Origin of the sequence: Oligoflexus sp. (genome assembly GCF_035638955.1) — a bacterium.
Taxonomy (GTDB): Bacteria; Bdellovibrionota_B; Oligoflexia; order Oligoflexales; family Oligoflexaceae; genus Oligoflexus.
Genome location: NZ_DASQYZ010000438.1, coordinates 1 through 18991 on the forward strand (window position 1 = coordinate 1; position 18991 = coordinate 18991).

Annotated in this window: 12 protein-coding genes; 9 read left to right on the top strand and 3 right to left on the bottom strand. The window is 54.8% G+C overall.

Going from position 1 to position 18991, the window contains the following annotated elements:
* The 3 genes from VE954_RS36115 to VE954_RS36125 form a co-directional block, all read right to left on the bottom strand.
* The coding region (locus VE954_RS36115) for a S8/S53 family peptidase (protein WP_324962275.1) at positions 1-1133 on the bottom strand (1133 nt) is incomplete at its 3' end.
* Between the two features lie 78 nt (positions 1134-1211).
* Positions 1212-2111: a hypothetical protein gene (locus VE954_RS36120; protein WP_324962277.1), complete on the bottom strand. Its 900-nt coding sequence runs from the start codon at positions 2109-2111 to the stop codon at positions 1212-1214.
* Between the two features lie 27 nt (positions 2112-2138).
* The gene (locus VE954_RS36125) at positions 2139-2711 is read right to left on the bottom strand and encodes a hypothetical protein (RefSeq protein WP_324962280.1); all 573 of its coding nucleotides are present in this window, start codon (positions 2709-2711) and stop codon (positions 2139-2141) included.
* 140 nt (positions 2712-2851) lie between these two features.
* Here VE954_RS36125 and VE954_RS36130 point away from each other — a divergent pair, with 140 nt between their 5' ends.
* The 9 genes from VE954_RS36130 to VE954_RS36170 all read left to right on the top strand — a co-directional run bounded on the left by VE954_RS36130 (position 2852) and on the right by VE954_RS36170 (position 18990).
* The gene (locus VE954_RS36130; protein ID WP_324962282.1) at positions 2852-3898 is read left to right on the top strand and encodes a S66 peptidase family protein; all 1047 of its coding nucleotides are present in this window, start codon (positions 2852-2854) and stop codon (positions 3896-3898) included.
* A 55-nt stretch (positions 3899-3953) separates the two neighbouring features.
* Positions 3954-5081 (top strand): metallophosphoesterase, encoded by a 1128-nt coding sequence (locus VE954_RS36135; RefSeq protein WP_324962284.1) that lies wholly within the window; start codon positions 3954-3956, stop codon positions 5079-5081.
* Between the two features lie 5 nt (positions 5082-5086).
* Positions 5087-6121 (top strand): MBL fold metallo-hydrolase, encoded by a 1035-nt coding sequence (locus VE954_RS36140; RefSeq protein WP_324962324.1) that lies wholly within the window; start codon positions 5087-5089, stop codon positions 6119-6121.
* 3 nt (positions 6122-6124) lie between these two features.
* Complete coding sequence (locus tag VE954_RS36145; protein WP_324962287.1) at positions 6125-7255, top strand: alpha/beta fold hydrolase; 1131 nt, start codon at positions 6125-6127, stop codon at positions 7253-7255.
* A 432-nt stretch (positions 7256-7687) separates the two neighbouring features.
* Entirely contained in the window at positions 7688-14374 is a 6687-nt protein-coding gene (locus VE954_RS36150) for an SDR family NAD(P)-dependent oxidoreductase (RefSeq protein WP_324962289.1), read from the top strand.
* Positions 14371-17112, top strand: a complete 2742-nt coding sequence (locus tag VE954_RS36155; protein ID WP_324962291.1) for a 4'-phosphopantetheinyl transferase superfamily protein — start codon at positions 14371-14373, stop codon at positions 17110-17112. Before VE954_RS36150 ends, VE954_RS36155 begins: the two co-directional genes overlap by 4 nt.
* Complete coding sequence (locus tag VE954_RS36160) at positions 17112-17399, top strand: acyl carrier protein (RefSeq protein WP_324962293.1); 288 nt, start codon at positions 17112-17114, stop codon at positions 17397-17399. Before VE954_RS36155 ends, VE954_RS36160 begins: the two co-directional genes overlap by 1 nt.
* Positions 17390-18142, top strand: coding sequence for an alpha/beta hydrolase (locus VE954_RS36165; protein WP_324962294.1), 753 nt, complete (start codon positions 17390-17392; stop codon positions 18140-18142). The genes VE954_RS36160 and VE954_RS36165 overlap by 10 nt, the downstream gene beginning before the upstream one ends.
* Positions 18139-18990 carry an alpha/beta hydrolase gene (locus tag VE954_RS36170; RefSeq protein WP_324962296.1) on the top strand — a complete coding sequence of 284 codons (852 nt, stop codon included), beginning with the start codon at positions 18139-18141 and terminating at the stop codon, positions 18988-18990. Before VE954_RS36165 ends, VE954_RS36170 begins: the two co-directional genes overlap by 4 nt.
* The last annotated feature ends 1 nt before the right edge of the window (position 18991 follow it).

Sequence of the window (18991 nt, forward strand, 5' to 3'; positions counted from 1 at the left end):
AAGAGCAGAGCGAGCCAGGCCGAAATCTGCGGCGCTGCAAACGAACTTCCCGACTCAAAGGTGTCGGTCGTCGGACTGTAAATCCCTTCGGCGGGCACGGCCAGAGTCCTTTGTTGGACCGGCACAACCGCTCCAGGAATCGTGGCCGTGAGCGCGATATCATCCGCAAAGAGCCCCAGGTTCAATGCGAAAAGTTCCAAACCCACAACCTCCTCCTGATAAAGATCGCGGATCAATTTCAAATCATAGCTCGTGAGCGTATTCACCGGCCCAAGGCCTTTTTCCACGCGACGGCGGGTCAGCTGCCCGTGAAGGTCGGTGCCGGTATTGCCAAGGGCTTTGACGAGCAGGCCATCCTGTGTCCAACGCCGCAGGGCTTCCATGAAAGGGGCTTCCACGGTATCGGTCACGGGATCTTCAGGAAATGCCCGACTCATGTTGATGATGTCCACATCCGTTTGCGTCGCGAGATACTGCATGGCAGCGGCATAGGATTTGGCATCAGCTGCAACCGGAATAATTTCAGCCGCCGGGGCGAGCTGCAGAATAATATCGATCACTGTATTGCCATGGGACAGTTCCACAGGGCGACCGAACACGATAGGATTTCCTATAAGGGCTTGCGGATAACGCTGCTTCTGTTCAACCAAGGCGGCTTTTTCGAACACATCAAAAACCACAATCTTCACCCCTGCCCCGTTCCAATGCGCCTGCAAAGGAGCCACGCCCAGGACAGAAAACCCCGGATGAACGGCAAGCGTATAGCGGGTGATGTCCTTTTGAAAAGTCTGTAGGATGCGGCGGCAACGCGTATATTCTGATCGCCGCGCATTTTGATCCTGTGGCGAGAGACTTTCGAACAGAATTTCAGAAAGGCTGAGATACTCTGAGAGTCGCGAACTCCACTGCGCGAGTCCTTGCTCTTCGAAAAGAAACTGGATTTGGGATGCATGGGGCCTGGCAGGCAAAGCATGGAAGGCTGGAATAAGATCTTTGATCTCGGCGTCGGCTTCAAACCCGTGGATGGTTTCCAAGCCTTGCAAGGCTTGAGAGACATCCTTTTCACCGGCTGACAGAACGGGTAAAAAAAGCATATTCAGGAGCAGCAACGTCGTTCGAAACAGTTTTTTCATCGTAGGGGTCCCCGGCTGTGAATCAGCCAGAGGTGATACCATGAAAAAGGGCGGAAGAAAACTTCCGCCCGGCAAGGATCAAGGGATGGATGTGACAGGAACCAGGATCCGCACCCGATTGTCCGTATCCATGCGGATGGTTTTGGTAAGGGCCCCCTGAGAGTTCACCGCGTCGTAGGTATAAATGTTGAAGTTGGGCCCATCGAGGGTCTCCAACTCAAACCCACCTGCGGTCAGGCCTTTAAGGCTTCGCATCGCCCCGTAAATGGCCTTGGAGTCCGGTGCCACCACAGAGGCTTTGCCAGCGGCATCCGCCACATCATAAACCACCATAGCCGGATTGCCATTGGAATAGGTTTCCAAATAGGACAGGACCTTGCCGTTCACAGAATCGAGCGCCGCGAGGGTCTGACGCATGTTACCGGTCTGCAGGGTCGTATCCTGCAGCAGCTGCATACTGCCGGCGGCGGCATCGGTGACAGCCAGCAGTCCTGTGAAGGCGAAGAGTTCCTTGCCTTGATAGTTCGCATTCCAGGTTTTGCTGTCAAACCGAAAGTTCAAGCCTGGAACGGTTTGCGTGAGGGTCGCTAGCGGCATCAAAGTCGGACGACCTTCCAGATCACGAGCCAAAATCAGGCGTTCGGCCTTGACCGTATAACCAGTTCCCAGGTATTGGCGGGAAAAGCGCCACAGATTCCTTTTGCTATCAGCCACGACCCGATTTTCGTAGCTATAATCCGAGATCACCGCATTTTGAAGGGTCACTTCCACGGGTGAGTTTTCGTTTTGCAGGATGGCCAGGACTCGCGGTTGAGTGTTGGAATTCGTCGCCGTCTCGGCGATCACGTTGCCCTGCGGGTCGGCCAGGTATGTGGCAATGTCATCCAAACCGCTGGAAATAGGGCGCAAGGTCACCTGCTGAATGTCCGAAAAATCGATGCTCACCAGCACCTTGCGCGAATCTGCCGGGCGGGACATCGAATAGCCATACTCGGTGCCCGCCTCTTAGTTATAATCTTTTTTGAGTTCGAGCGGGTACGACGACCCGTTCCCACTCCCTTTTTTACGACCGACAAACAGCAGCTTTTTGGAAGCGCCGCTTTCGACTGTTTGAAAGGTGTTGATTTCGGGGAAAAACTCATCAAACTTCCACATGCTGCCGGTTTTAATATTGATCAGGTAACAATCCTGTGCAAACTTAACCTGCCCGTAGCGGTAGTCAGGTCTTTGCAAAAGGACGAAATCTTCATTGATCACATCAATACGCTGAGGACGACGCTCAAGAACGGCCATCAGCGTATCCGAAGCGTCCGCGGCATTGGCAAAAACAAATTGCAACGGCTCACCGGCATTTTGCTGGCTATCAAAATTGTAAAGCTGCCCATCGACAACCCCGATATAGCTGCCCTTGAACTGGGCGCGTACGGCTGTATATTGCTTGTTGCCAAGATTGGGAAGTGTTTGTGGTGATGTGGGATTGGCACTGGGTGCGACGGGATCAGGGGAGTGCTTGGACTTGTGTTCGCCACAGGCCAGAAGCAAAGCAGCAACGGACAGGCTGATGAACTTATTGGTCATGAATGAACTCCCATGAGGGCCTTGATATATGCCAGTTAGGCACCAACAGCCGCAATATAGATCCAGGTCTGGTTTTGCGCTAAACTGCAATTGCGCCTGAGATGTTTTATTTTAGTCTGAAATTTCAATGGGATAGACTCATGAAAAAGCCGAAACGTCTACGCCCTGGGTCCAAAGTCGCTGCCGTTTGTCTGTCTTCGGGCATTGCTTCAACATTTCCGGAACTCTACGACTGGGGCCGCATCCAGCTGGCTGAAAAGTTTGAGCTGGACCTCGTGCCGATGACCCACACGATGCTGTCACCCGAGGAACTTTATGAACGTCCTGAACTTCGGGTGTCCGATTTTTATGAAGCTTGGGAGCGGCCTGACATCGACGGTGTGATCTCTGTGATTGGTGGCGAAGATAGCATTCGGCTGCTGAAACATTTTGATCAAAGCCGGTTGAGCCGTTCACATAAAGTTTTTGTCGGCATGAGTGATACCACAGTCACCCACCTTCTGCTCCAGCGCCTCGGGCTGAATACCTTTTACGGTCCAGCCGTGCTTTATGGGTTTGCCGATTTCGGAGGCTTGAATCCTTTTACGGCAGACGCCTTCCGTCGCGCCGTGATGAGCGGGCAACCCATGGGCGAGTTGAAACCTTATACCGGTGACTGCGTGGCGGGTGCTTCGCAATGGAGTCAACCGAACCTGATGCAACTCCCTCCACTGCGCCCTACCCCACCCTGGCGTTGGATTCACGGCAAGGGCCGACATCAGGGCCGCTTGTTTGGGGGTTGCATTGAAGTGATCTGCCCTATTGCCGCCAATACAGGGCTGTGGCCACTGGAACCGCACTTTTGGGATGATAAAATTATTTTTTTAGAATACTCGCATGAGCTCGCCAATGCCGAGTACACCCGCTGGTATCTCCGCAGTCTGGCGGCTCAGGGCGTCCTTGCGCGCAGCAAAGGATTGCTCATGGGCCGCATGCATCATAGCGTGCCTGCAGATGAAGCGGCAAAGATTCCAGAAACCCTTCTGCAAGTGATCCTGCATGAGGAACGCCTCGATCATCTGCCGGTTGTGGTGGATATGGATTTTGGTCATGTCCTGCCGATGCTTACTTTGCCTTACGGTTGCCTCACAGAAATCGACTGCGACCAGCAAAAAATAGTGGTCCTCGAAGCCGCGACGCTCGACTAGGACGGGGAAAACGCCTACGATGCGAAGGGATTCCCTTTCCTGCGGAGAGCCTGGTATGCGTCGCATCTTAAATCCTTTTGTCCTGATCTTAACCATCATTCTGGCTGCTGGTTATTCATATTTGGCCCTGCGACTTTTTCAAAGTCTTCCCGCGCGTCTGGCCCTGGTCCTGCCCATTCTTTGTATTTGGATTATTCCGGTTTTCTTTTGGAGTCGCAGCAAAGACACTCACACCGGACGCGATGATTTCGTCCAGGGCCTGGCTTATATGTGTATGGGCTGGCTGAATTTCCTGCTGTTCCTGACCTTGTTTCGCGACATCATTTGGCTGCTGACGGTGGCGTTCATTCCGAACACCTGGGCTCAGTGGTTGATCGATCCAGGATCGCAGATCGTAGTGTTGGGGTCATTTCTGGCGCTTGGTTTGGGCATGCTGATTGCCTGGCGCGGTCCGCGCGTGGTGGAGGTTACGGTTCCGATCCAGGATCTTGATCCCGCGCTGGAAGGTTATCGTATCGCCCAGATCAGTGACCTGCATGTCAGCTTTATGATTCGGCGCCGTTATGTGCAAAGCGTGGTGAATAAAGTGAATACCCTGGGCGCGGATATGGTGGTGTTGACCGGTGATATCGTCGATGGTTCGGTCGCCAGGTTAAAATCCTATGTGGAACCTCTGGCCACCCTGCAGCCTGCAGCGCACCGTTATTTCATTCTGGGCAATCATGAATACTACGCCGGCGTTCGATCCTGGGTGGACCATTTTCGCTCCCTTGGCCTGACTGTTCTGCTGAACGAATATCGAACGATTCACCATAAGGGCTCCACGCTGCATCTGGGCGGTGTCGTCGATCCAGCCGGAACCGCCAGCGGTGAAGGGCCCAAGCCGGAGAACGCCCTGGGTCCTGGCGGTCTGCGGATCCTCCTGGCTCACAATCCCAAACTCGCGCCTCATGCCGCGCCTCTGGGTTTTGATCTGATGCTCTCGGGCCACACCCATGCGGGTCAATTCTATCCTTGGAATATTGCGGTCCGACTTGTGCATGCACCGCATGTGGTGGGATTGTCGCGTGAAGGCAAAATGTGGGTTTATGTGAATCCGGGAACGGGCAGCTGGGGTCCGCCCATTCGATTGGGAACCCAGCCTGAGCTCACTGTGATTCACCTTGTGAGGGCCAAAGCTTGAGGAACGTGTCGCGCATCGGGCTCCTTGTTTTGCTCCTGGGATGTCGAACTGATTCCTATCAAGGTCCTCCTTCGGACCATTTTGATGGCGAACGGTTCTTTCAACCCGGTGTCGAGGAACATAAAGGTTTTCTCGCTGTTTTACGATGGCGCATCTTCGGTGATCGCACGGATTGGCCGGACGCCGTAGCCAATGTTGAACAGCCGGCTTTACCCGAAAGCGTGCAGGAGGGTGAGGTGTTCGTCACCTTCATCAATCACGCCACGCTTCTGATTCAATTGCCAGGTCTGAATATCCTCACCGATCCGGTCTGGTCCGATCGGGTCAGTCCAGTAAGCTGGGCCGGCCCCAAACGCGTGCGACCACCCGGGCTGGCCTTCGAAAAGCTGCCACCGATCCATGCGGTTTTGGTTTCCCATAATCATTATGATCACCTGGACGTTCCGACTCTGCAGCGACTCTCGCGCGAGCATAAAGCTACGATCATTGTTCCTCTTGGAGACAAAGTCTGGTTGGAAAAAGAAGGCATCGACCGTCTTCAGCAAGTCGATTGGGGCCACAAGCAACCTCTGGGCGCTGGCGTGGACATGATCTTCACGCCGAGCCAACATTGGTCAGCGCGCGGTTTGTTCGATCGCAATCGCAGCCTCTGGGGCTCCTACCTTCTGCAATGGGCCGGCAAGCAAATTTATTTTGGTGGCGACACAGGATATGGACCGCATTTTAAAGCGATTCAGCAAGCGCATGGCAGGATCTGGCTGGCGATGCTGCCCATTGGTGCTTATGAACCTCGTTGGTTTATGAAGCAGGCGCACATGAATCCTGAAGAAGCTGTGCAGGCTCATCTCGATTTACAGGCCACACGCAGCCTCGGGATCCACTACGGCAGCTGGCAATTGACGGATGAAGGCATCGATGAGCCGGTGCGGGCTTTGGATGCAGCCCTGCACCAGCACACCCTGCCGAAGGAAGTCTTCGAACCAGCCGTCGTAGGACGAACTTATCGTTATCGTCTGGATGATTTCACCCGAGGAGGCTGATCGATGCTGACTTTTCGCTTCACGATAACCCACCTTTTGGTTTGGGCGTTCGTGTCCACATCCTGTGCCACTGCACCTTGTGATTGGGCCTCATTCGCACAAAAACCTGCTCACTGCGAGAATGGTATCTGTCCACCTGAGCCCCCACGCGAGGGTCCAGGATCAGCCAATTCCCCTCACGCATCGGTTCGACGATTCATTCTGGATGAAGGAAACGGCGATCCTTTGCATACTGTTGTCTATGAACCACACGCTCCGACACCGAAGCAGGCTCCCGTTGTTCTTTTTTTGCACGGATATTTCGATGCCGAGCCAGAACCGTATGAGCTCATGCTGAGACATATCGCGAGTAAAGGTTTTATTGTCATCTATCCGAGCTATGGCCACCCTCTGCGTCCCCAGGATTGGGCTCAGCACGCGACCGATGCTTTGAATCGAACCTTGAAGGTCCTCGACAACGGCGATCATGTACGACCGGATCGTACGAGTGTAGCCTTCGTCGGTCATTCGATTGGAGGGATTCTTGCTCTGCATCTGGCGCAGAAGAATGCTCGCGCCTCGTCGGCCCCGCTCCCGCAGCCCAGGCTGATCGTCACGCTGGATGCCGCTGGCATCACATCCCTCGACTACCCCTTCCTCTCTATAGATGATGATAAGCTCACCCACTTACCCGCGAGCACCTGGTTGCTTTTGGTTATGGCAGAGGAGTCTTACCAATACAGATTGAAAGCTCCGGATCAATGTCAGAGCGATCAAAAAACACCTGATAAAAATTGTAATGTGTTTGCTGTGAATCGACTGGCCTTTCTCAAAACTTCACAAATTCCTGATAAGCATAAAGCAGCAGTGATGATTCCCAACGATCAGGAAGGCGATGTTGACCTTCGTTCCGAGCACAATGCCGTTCAAGCGAAGTGCGGCATTCGGCCCAAACCCATGAACGCCGTCGACACATGGGGTTATTGGAAGCTCACTGTGGGTGCTTTATCACATGTTCTACGGTCTGATCCGGTGGACTATGCATTTGCCGATAGCCAGGCGCGTCGAGCCTCTGGCACCTGGAGCAACGGACGGAAAGCCAAACCGATCGTGGCGCTGGATCGCTGTCTGCAGGAAGGCGTGTGCCCACCCTGACTCGCGCCTTTGGATGAGCTGCTACATAATGTTCGGTATTGCTTCGCCTGCCTTTCTCTGTGATATCTTGGACGCCCTTCGCATTAAACCGCAAGGTGGGATTGAGTTCCCTTTGACCGCCTTCACGTCGAATGTCCTGACTACCTTACATAGATCTATTCCAGCTGTTTGACGGATTCTGTCTGTCATATAACACAGACAGGATCCGGCCTTCTCTGCATATGATATTTTCCAAACACCGCACAAGCAGCGCCATCAGTGTCTTGTCGCCGTGAGTTCAGAAAAAGTTAACTGAATTCCTGCCAGGAAGCGTTTAAACCCGTTGTTAGAAGATAACTGAATTTTTTGACTGAAACCGATACCGTGCATGCATACTCCAGCCTCATGCGGAGCGGCGCTGTGCAACGCGAGAACTGAAGGTGGTCTATCCCTATGATATCTCCTGCTATCGTTGGCGTGTCTCCTTTTGAAACTCCGGATGTTGGATTGGTGGAAACCCTGGGTAAAGCAGGCGCGCTCGCTGTTCTTGATTTAGGGCGCACGTCCGAGACCGGACGAAACGCTCTGGCTGCTTTGCACAAAAACCGAATGCCATCCTACGGCGTGCGCATCAGTCGCCTTGAGTCTTTTACCCCCATGGATTTGAGTGATCAGGTTACGACCCTTATCCTGGATGCCACAGACCTTCTGCATCAAAAGAATCCCGCCTCGACGCTGACCGCGTGGCAACAGCCGCAGAGAAAAATCTGGGTGCAGGTATGCTCGTTCAAGGAAGCCAAGGCCCTGCTCGAAGTTGCGAGCCCCGATGGACTGATCGCCAAAGGCGCCGAAAGCGGTGGACGCGTCGGTAGCACGTCCAGTTTGATTTTGATGCAGGAACTTCGCACTCTCGATCTCCCTTTTTGGGTTCAAGGTGGCATTGGGTTGCACGCAGCCGCGGCTGCATTTGCCGCTGGCGCCAGTGCCGTTGTCCTGGATTCACAGCTGGCCCTGCTCAAGGAATGCCAGGTCAGCGACGAGCTGAAAAAAATCATTCGGCATTTCGAAGGCACCGAAACCAAAATCATTCATCAACACCAGGTCGTCAGTCGACCTGATTTAAAAGTGCCGCAGGAACATGAGATCGAGCGTTCCGAATTTTTATCCAGTCTCGGCCTTCACCTGCGGCAGCCGATTCTGCCTGCCGGTCAGGACCTTTGTCTGGCTCGTGTTTTCGCTGATCGTTTCATGAACGCTGCCGCGATGGTGCAAGGGCTCAAGCGCTCCATCCGGGGGCATCTGCGGCAGGCCAAGGCACTGGCTTTCCTGCAGTCCGATGGTCCCTTGGCCCAGGCCTATGGCACTCGTTATCCCATTGCCCAAGGACCGATGACGCGCGTCAGCGATCGCTCTGAATTTATTAAAGCGGTAGCCGATAACGGAGCCCTCCCCTTTGTGGCTCTGTCGCTGATGGGTAAAAAAGCTTGCCGCGAACTCCTGGAAGAGACGGAAAGAAAACTGGGATCACAGCCCTGGGGTGTGGGCATCCTGGGCTTTGTGTCCGAAGAATTGCGCCAGGAGCAGCTCGAAGCCCTCAAGGATTTCCGACCTTCAGCCGTCTTGATTGCCGGAGGCCGTCCGGCGCAAGCCGACTTCTTTGAACAGAAAGGAATCCGCAGCTTTTTGCATGTGCCTTCACCGGGACTATTGCAGCAGTTTTTGAAAGACGGCGCCCGACGCTTTGTGTTTGAAGGTCGTGAGTGCGGCGGGCATGTCGGACCTCGCTATAGTTTTGTCCTCTGGGAAACCCAGATCGAAATTCTCCTGCAATCAAACTGCGTCGATGAACTTGAAGTTTTCTTTGCCGGTGGTTTGCATGATGCTGTTTCCGGTGCGATGCTGGCGGCCATGACCGCGCCTCTCGCCGCCCGTGGTGCAAAGATCGGCGCCCTTATCGGTTCCGCGTATCTCTTCACCCATGAAGCCGTCGCCTCCGGCGCCATTCTGCAAAAGTTTCAGGATGAAGCCGTCCGCTGCAAGGAAACCTCGCTGCTCGAAACCGCTCCCGGTCACGCCGTGCGTTGCGCCGATACCCGGTTTGTTCACACCTTTAACACCTATAAAAATGAACTGCGTGGCCGCAAGGATCCAAAACAGGTATGGGCCGAACTTGAGGAATTGAATGTCGGTCGCCTGCGGATCGCTTCCAAAGGACTGGAACGCCAAGGCGATCGACTGGTGACGGTCGACCCCGTGCGGCAGGGCGACGAAGGTCTTTATATGCTGGGTCAGGTCGCTCAATTGCGGCACGAGGTCTGTAGCATGCACGAGCTGCATGAAGATATCGCTAACGGCGCCACCCGTAGAATCGCGGCTCTTTCTGTCGACGAAGCTCCCAAGCGTCAGCCGGTAGATATTGCCATTATCGGCATGGCCTGTATTTTCCCTGGAGCCAAGGATGTGGAAAGCTACTGGCGCAATATTCTGTCTGGCGCGGATCTGATCTCGGAGGTCCCGGAAGATCGCTGGAAAGCATCGACCTACTATGATCCCAAGGGTCAGGACACCAATAAATCCATATCCAAATGGGGCGGTTTCATCGATGAAACAGAATTCGATCCTTTGGAATTCGGCATTCCACCCAACTCCATGGGCGCGATTGAACCCACCCAGCTGCTGAGTTTAAAGGTGGCCAAGCGGGCCCTTGAAGATGCCGGTTATCAAAATCGGACGTTTGATCGAGAGCGGACCTCGGTGATCTTCGGTGCTGAAGCCGGCACTGATCTCTCCTCGGCTTATGGTTTCCGCGCTCAGTTTCCCATGTTTGCTGGCCCTATTCCTCCTGAACTCGATGCGCATCTGCCCAGTCTGACCGAGGACTCCTTTCCAGGAGTTTTGGCCAACGTTATCTCGGGGCGTATTGCCAATCGACTGGATCTGGGCGGATCCAATTATACCGTCGACGCAGCCTGTGCTTCATCCTTGGCGGCACTCGATCTGGCTATCAAAGAGCTGACCGAAGGCGAGAGCGAAATGGTGCTCTGCGGTGGCGCTGATTTGCATAACAGCATCAACGATTATCTGATGTTTTCGAGTGTGAAGGCTCTTTCCTCCACCGGTAAATCGCATCCTTTCTCGTCCGACGGCGACGGCATCGTAATTGCTGAGGGCGTCGCGGTCATTGTTTTGAAACGTCTGCCGGATGCCATTCGTGATGGGGATCGTATCTATTCAGTCGTGAAGGCCATTGGCTCATCCAGTGATGGCAAGAGCCTGGGTTTAACAGCGCCTCGCAAAGAAGGCCAGATGCGGGCCCTGAATCGCGCTTATGAGCGTGCGGGATTGAATCCGACCGACATTGAACTGGTTGAAGCGCACGGCACCGGAACTGTGGTCGGCGATCGCACCGAACTTGAAACATTGAGCACAGTATTTTTTGAAGCCGGCGCCTTGAATCGACAATGCGCGCTGGGCTCGGTGAAATCACAGATCGGTCACACCAAATGCGCCGCGGGCCTGGCTGGTGTGATTAAAACGAGCCTCGCGCTGTATCATGGGATCGTACCACCAACCCTGCACGTGCAGGAGCCAAACCCCTATTATCGACCTTCGGCCAACCCTTTCTATTTTAGTTCGGTGGCGATTCCCTGGGTTCGTAAGGAAAGAAAAGCAGCGGTCAGTGCCTTCGGTTTTGGCGGCACCAACTTCCATACCATATTAACCTCTTACAGCGGTCCTGATCGGGCGCTACCAGCCAGTCAAGGCCGGACGGCCGAACTCTTTATGTTTGCGAATCAGGAGCAGATGCGTCAGCTCCAGGAAATTCTGCAGAATCATCCCGAGCTGCATTTCTCAAAACTGGCTTACACCCAGGCCCAGATCTGCGGCAACCATGTCACGTACACGATCGTGGCCCAAAAAACCCAGGATCTTTTGCAGAAAATCGAACAGGCTCTGAGCACTGGGGAATCCATACCGGCTCAAGGCATCTTCGTTCGCAAAAAGGAGGCTTTTTCAGGCAAAATCGCGTTCCTGTTTTCTGGACAGGGCAGCCAGAGCCTGAATATGGGAGCGGAGATTTTCAACAGCTTCCCGCATCTGCGAACTTATCTTGAACTCGGCGCGACGTGGCTGCCGAAAATTTTTCCCAAAGGCATCGTTCCGCAGTCGGAAGAGCAGCTGAAAAAAACCACCTGTGCGCAACCGGCCCTTGGTCTTGTGGAAATGGCTTTCCATGATCTGCTGCAAAGAATGGGGTTAAAGGCCGACATGCTCGCAGGTCACAGCTATGGGGAACTCACGGCCCTTTACGCGAGCGGCAGTATCAATGCCGAGCAGCTCATCCAATTGAGTCAAGCCCGAGCCCAGGCCATCGAAACCGCAGCTGCAGGACAGAAAGGTTCCATGGCTGCCGTGTCCGCGGATTATGCAGCAGTCTCGCAAGCCATCCAGGGTTTGGATGTTTTCATAGCCAACCATAACGCACCCCAGCAGGTGGTGATTGCCGGGCTCGATGCCCCTATCGATGCGGCTTTGATTTCTCTGAAAGCCCAGGGGCTTGCCGCCAAGAAAATTCCGGTGGCCTGCGCCTTCCACACGCCTCTCCTGGCTGAAGCCGAAGCTCTGTTTGCGCTGTCGCTGGCCCAGGTTCCCATGAAGGCTCCGCAAAAACCCATCTATGCGAACAGCACAGCTGAGCCGCATGCCTTGGCCACACTGCGCGAAGGTTACGCCAAACAAATTGTACGGCCGGTTCAGTTTGTGGGTCAGATTGAAACGATGCATGCCGATGGCGCCCGTCTCTTTCTTGAGGTGGGACCTGGCTCCGTGCTGAAGGATTTAGTGGGCCGTATCCTCGGCGATCGACCGCATCTGGCGCGATCGATGGGACAGAAGGGCAACAGCCTGGAGCAGTTCCTGAAGCTGGTGGCGGACCTCTTAAGCCTGGGGCTGCCGCTGCAAACCGATATTCTGTTCGAAGACCGTCATCTGCAAGCTTATGACTTCGAATTGTGGCGGCAGAAAAAAACCAGCCCCACGCTGTGGCTGGTGAATGGGCATCTGGCGCGACCACGGGTCGGCGTGATCCCCAAAGGCGCTCTCAAACCCGGCGAATTTCAATTGAATCTCTCACGAATGACTCAGGGAGCCGATATGAATTACGAATATGCAAAAACGGAGACACGCGAAAGCCTTGTCAAAGAATATCTGCAGTCCATGCGGCAACTCGTGGAGAGTCAAAAGCAGGTGATGCTGCAGTACCTCGGTGCGGACCAGCAGCCGACCCTGCGTGCCGTAGAAGCGGCTCCTGTTCGTGAGGCGCAACCGGTCCTCAAGGTGGTGGCGGCACCCGTGGTGGAAACCAAAGTCGAGCCCACCGTGCGTGATATCAAACAGACCGTCTTGCAAGTCGTCAGTCAGAAAACAGGTTATCCCAGCGACATGCTCGATCTCGATCAGGATTTGGAAGCGGATCTCAGTATCGATTCCATCAAGCGCTTCGAGATCATTGCGGATCTGGGAGATATCCTGGGTCACGGCCGCGATCAACTCGAAAAACTGGCCAGCATGAAGACTCTGCGGCAGATGATTGGGGCTTTGGAATCGCAGCAAAAGCCTGCCGCACCGGCTGCCGTGGTCACGACCGTGACGGCGGCTCCTGTTGCCGCACCGCCTCCGGAGATTAAGGCCGATCAAAACGTTCGGCAATATTTGATCCGCGTGGAAGAGGCGCCTTTAAATATTCAAGTCGAGCAGGCGAAATCCCTCGAAGGTCGGCGCATAGCCGTTCTTCAGGACAGCAAAGGCATCGCCCAGCCGCTCGCTGGATTTTTAAGCGAAGCGGGTGCGCTTGTGACTCTGGTGTCTGTGGGTGAGGAAGCACCGAGTGATACGGAAGCATTCGATGGCCTTGTCCTGCTTTCCCTGCTCGATGAATGGGGCTCCAATCCGACGGAAGTTTTCAAAACTCTGCAACAGGCCTGTCGCCGGAACGTGCACACGATTATCGGTGTCACCGGTCGCGGGGGCGCATTCGGTCACGAGGACCAGGCCGAACAGTTTCATCAAGGCAAGGGCATGTCCGGTCTCTTCAAGAGTCTGGCCAAGGAATACGCGGACAAGCTGGTGAAGGTGATCGACTTTGATCCTCGCGAACAGCCGGCCTTGATTGCAAGGCAAATTTTCCAGGAGCTGCTGGCCGGTGATCCTCTGGTGGAAGTCGGTTATCTGGGGGATGTGCGTCGGCATCTGGTCTGCGTCCCTCTTCTCACCGAGCTGGGCCAGGAAATGCTTTCGCTCGATAAAAATTCCGTGATTCTTATGCTCGGCGGAGCCCGAGGCATCGCCGCTCAGGTCGCGGTCAAACTCGCCGAACAATACGGCTGTCGATTTGAAATCGTGGGCCGCTCCCCACTGCCCGATGAAGAAAGTGCTGAGACAGCAGGCATCAAGGATCTGCAGGGCCTCAAGGCGCATTTCGTGGTCAGCAAAACCTTTAAAAAACCCGCTGAGATTGAAGCCGCCTGTCGGCGCATCATGCAAAATCGCGAGATGCAGGCCACCGTTCAAAAACTGAAGTCCCTCGGATCAGGTCTGCGTTATCACTGCTTTGACGTGCGAGATAAGGGCTGTCTCGAGACACTGATTGATCGTCTCTATACCGAAGGTCGAATCGATGGCGTCATTCACGCAGCCGGCGTCCTGAGCGACTCTCTCATTCTCGATAAAACGCCGGAAGCCTTTAAACGCGTCTTTGAAACCAAGGTCAATCCTGCTGAAGTCCTGGAAGCCAAACTCCAGAGTGACGTGAAGTTTGTAGCCTTGTTTTCCAGTGTTTCCGGATGTTTTGGTAATCGCGGTCAAACCGATTATGCAGCCGCCAACTGCGCTCTGGATCACGTCGCCCGTAGTCTGGGTCGCAAGGTGAAAGGCCGGACGCTGTCCATCAACTGGGGACCCTGGGCAGGCACGGGCATGGTGACGACCGATCTTGAAAATGAATATCGTCGCCGCGGCATTGGTCTGATTCCGCCTCAGGTGGGGACCCAACGCTTCCTCGATGAATTGCGCTTCGGACGCCATGATACCCGGCAGGTCGTCATCATGAATGGATCGCCAGAAAGCTTTGGCTTCTCATGACGATGCATGGCGTAAAGCTGGTCGCAGCCGATGATACAAAAACTTTAATGGAAGGCCTCCGTGAAGGACAAACCTTAACCGCCGGGCGCGGTCAAATGCGCTTGGCGGTAATTAACCCGACCCCTGAGCGCATCGAACGCGCCATCAAGCTGGTGGAAAAAGGCAAGCCGAGTCGCGGCGTCCAGGAGATGTGGTTTGTACCGGATGGCCTTCTTCAGTCTGGAGGCAAGCTGGCCTTTATGTATCCGGGCATCGATTCGCAGATGCCGATCGATACCCGGGATGTGGCCGACTGGTTTCATATGCCTCACGTCAAGGCGCAGCGGGATGCCTCGCTGGAAAACCGTGGCAGTGAGGTTTTTTTCACCTCCGATCTTTATACCCGCATCTTGAAAAAACTTGGGATCAAAGCCGATCTGCTGCTGGGGCACAGCATCGGCGAATGGACCGCGATGGTGGCCTCTGGCTATGCCGGCGATCAGTCGGTCGAGGAAGTGGCCGCCGCCTTTCAGCCTGGTATGCTACCCGTCCCCGGTGTGGTCTTTGTCGCGTTAAGCTGCGGTGTGGACAAAGCCCGCGCCGCGATCGAGGATCTGCCGGATCTGGAAATATCGCACGATAACTGCCCGCATCAGTCCATTATATGCGGCATCGAAGCCAGCGCTGATGCGGCCATGGCCCGACTCTCGACGCAAAAAATCATGTGTCATAAGCTCGACTTCCGCTCAGGCTTTCATACATCACTTTTTCAGAATTATACCGGAGTCATTGAAAACAGCTTTCGCAGCTTGAACTTTGGTGAGCCGAAGCTTCCTCTATGGTCCGCCACCACCTGCCGACCCTATCCAAGGGAACGGGACGCCTTGCAAAAACTGCTGATTCAGCATCTGGTCGAACCCGTCCGTTTCCGCGAACTCACGGAAGCGCTGTATGCCGAAGGCGTGCGCGTTTTCCTCCAGGTGGGGGCTGGCAGCCTGCCCGGTTTTATCAATGACACCCTGCGTGGTCGGCCCCATTTGGCGTTGAGCACGATCGCATCACAACGTTCCGCACTCGCCCAGATGCAGCGTTTCTGTACTGGGCTGTTTGCTGAAGGTGCGGACTTTGACTTCAACGCTATGCACAAGGAACCAGACAAACCTCCTGTCCAGGAACTCCGTTCCGTTCCGCCGGCGCCACCGGCAGTTGCCCTCGATCTGGTGCAGGAAATGGAACTGTGCTTTGCCGATATGCGCGATGCCATGCGCGAAGTCACGGCGGCCCTGCAAACGACCGCCCCGTTCCGCTTGAAAACAAAGCATAAGCTGAGTCTCAAGGAACGTCCCGAGTTGATGGACCACTGCCTTTATAGGCAGAAAAAGGGCTGGAAAAATACCAGCGACCTTTTCCCTGTGATGCCCATGACAGCGACGATCGAACTGGTCAAAAAACTGGCGGAAGCTCATGTCGAGGGCCGCGTCGTCATTGCGATCGAAGACATTGCGGCCTCCAAATGGTTGGCGGTGGAATCGGTCAAGGAGCTCGACATTGAACTGAGCTACGATGGTCGCCGTCGACTCAAGGTCGATATCATCGGACACTTTGTGGCAACGGCCGTGATGGCGACGGGTTATCCTGCAGCTCCGGCTTGCTCTCTGCCGCCTCTGACCCAGCCGCGGGCGAGTTCCATTCCTCTGGCAACGGTTTACCACGATGGCTGGCTGTTCCATGGTCCTCAGTATCAATGCCTCACGGCTTTTGATGCCGTGGGAACGGACGGCATCGACGGCCGGATAAAAGCCACCTCGACGCCAGGGGCGTTGCTCGACAACGTGGGCCAACTCGCAGGACTGTGGATCATGCAGGCTCTGCCTATTGATCGTTACGCCATGCCCATCCGCATTAAAAAAGTCAGTTTCTTTGGACCTCAGCCCCAGATTGGAATCATGGATTGCAGCGTTCGCAATCGGCGCATCCGTAGCCGGGATATTATGTTTGATATGGAAGTCAGCTCCCACAATCAGGTCTGGGCTCGTCTCGAAGGCTGGGAAAAATGGCGATTTGAGTGCGATGACAAACTCTGGCAGTTCCTGCTGAAGCCCGGTCGTCGTCTGCTGGCGGAACAGCGTGAGGGCTTTTCCTGGTTCGAGCCGCAGCAGTTAAGTGATGGCATCTGTCATGATCTGTCGCGCCGTTACCTCAGGGAAGCGGAACGTAAAATTTATCAGGGCCTGAGCGCCACCAAGCAAAAGGATTGGATGTGCGGACGGGTCGCCGCCAAGGACGCCATTCGACAGTTTATTTGGTCCCGTGGTTATGCCCATGATATACATCCGGCCGAGATCTGGATTCAGAACGATCTGAACGGCAAACCGTGCATTACGGAAATGCCGGGCGAATGGTTGCTCCACGTTTCCATCTCGCACAAGGAGAACCTGGGCGTCGCCATGGTCAGCGAACTCCCCTTCCCTGGCATCGACATTGAACGCATAGAATCCCGCCAGGACTCGTTTCTTCGGGCGGCCTTCACCTCCAGCGAGTGGGACCTTCTGCCAGCTCAGGATCGCGCGGAATGGATCACTCGATTCTGGAGTGCCAAGGAAGCCTTTGCCAAGTCCACTGGACTAGGACTTCAAGGCGATCCCAAAAAATTCGTGATCGAGGAATTGCAAAAGGACAGGATCCGCATTCAGCAGGCCTGGGTGCACAGTACCAAACTCGGATCCTTTATTGTGAGTAAATTTGGAGGTTTTCATTGATGCTGCAGATTCAGAATGAACAGCAAATCTTAAATGATGTCCGCACCATGATCGCGGGTATTATCGGCCAGGATGTGGATTTGAACGATCAGGAAATTGCTCTGGACACCTCCTTCAATCGCGATCTCGAATTGGAAAGCATTGAATTTGTCGTTCTTTCTGAACAGCTCCAAAATCGGTACGGCAAGGACATCGACTTCGCGGGCTGGCTTGCCAGCAAGGAATTGCAGGACATCATCAACCTTCGCGTCGGCGACGTAGTCAGGTTTATCGAACAATGCCATTGATTGATATCAACGGAACGCAGCTCCATTATCAGCGCATGGGCCAGGGCCCCGCGGTTGTGATGATTCATGGCCTGCTGCTCGGCAACATGGCCAGCTGGTATTTCAGCGTCGCCTCGCAGCTTGCGGCCCGGCATGAAGTGTTGCTCTATGATCTGCGTGGTCATGGGATGAGCAGCATGAGTCCGCAGGGCTATGATCTAGAAACCATGGTGGATGATCTGGAGATTCTGCTGGACACCCAGGGTGTTCGAGACGTGGCCCTCATCGGCCACAGCTATGGGGCGATTATTGCTCTGCAGTTTGCTCAGCGCTATCCGGAACGCGTCTCACGCCTCGTGTGCATCGAAGGCCCCTTGCCTCTGGCTCGCGGTTTGGAAATGGACGAGTTCCGCGATGCGGATCCGGAGAGCATGCTGGCCGCCTTGCCGGTCGATCTGCAGAAGAGCCTTGGGACCGGCAGTCGACAGGGACGCAAACTGCTGACGCGCTTGAATTTCCTATTGAATGAAACCAATCTGCTGGCGCAGCTCAGAGGTGAACGCCAGCCTATCCTGGGACAACCCGGTCGGTATCACAATCCCGCGCTGCTGATCTATGGCACGCAATCCAAACTCGTGGATGTCCCCCGGCAGATGCAGAGCCTCTTGCCTCAGGCGCGTTTGAGCTGGTTGCCCGGCGGTCACTATCTACCCTCGGAAATGCCCCAGGAACTGGGCCGTACCATAGGAGAATTTTTCTCATGAGTTTTCTAAGTGTGGACGGGACGCAACTTCACTATCAGGTTCTGGGACCACTCTTTCCAAAGCCCGGCGTGACCATTGTTTTTTTACACGGTCTCGTGATGGACAATCTTTCCAGCTGGTTCTTCACGGTCGCCAACCCGGCCGCTCAGCAGGCTCGCGTGCTGCTCTATGATCTTCGTGGCCATGGCATGAGCGATCGGCCCAAGCAAGGTTACAGCATTACCCAGCATCTGGATGATCTGCAAGAACTGGTGGATCACGTTGCACCCGAGGATCAGCTGATTCTGGTCGGCAATAGCTTCGGTGGACTGCTGGCGCTCAACTTTGCGCGGCGTTGTCCGGAACGGACCGCAGGATTGATTCTGGTGGATGCCCAAGTCAATGATCAAGCCTGGCGCGACGATATGCTGGGTTCTTTGCGTTTGGAAGGTGAAGCGCGTTATGAAAAGATTGCGCTTAACTTTCAAAACTGGCTCGGGCGGCATAGCACCCGCAAAAGCAATCGCCTCGCTCGCAACGCTCATGAGTTGGTGGATCAAACCAGTCTTCTCGATGACCTCTATGCCTCGGTCTATATGGACGAGGCCGGTCTCCAAAATATTTCCGCACCGGTCCTGGCTATTTATGGTGAAGACTCCGATATCATCGGCAACGCGGATCGCCTGCAAAGAAGCCTTCCCAGGGGTCGCATTCAGGTCTTCGCCGGTTGCACGCATTCCGTACTTTGGGAACAGACCGAGGCCTTACGCGATGTGATCCTGGAAACCATTCAGGAACAGATGCAGGCTCTGGCCCCTATCCCTTCAAACGAACCTTGGAACCAACCCACGGAAAGGCAGGTCCTCTGAC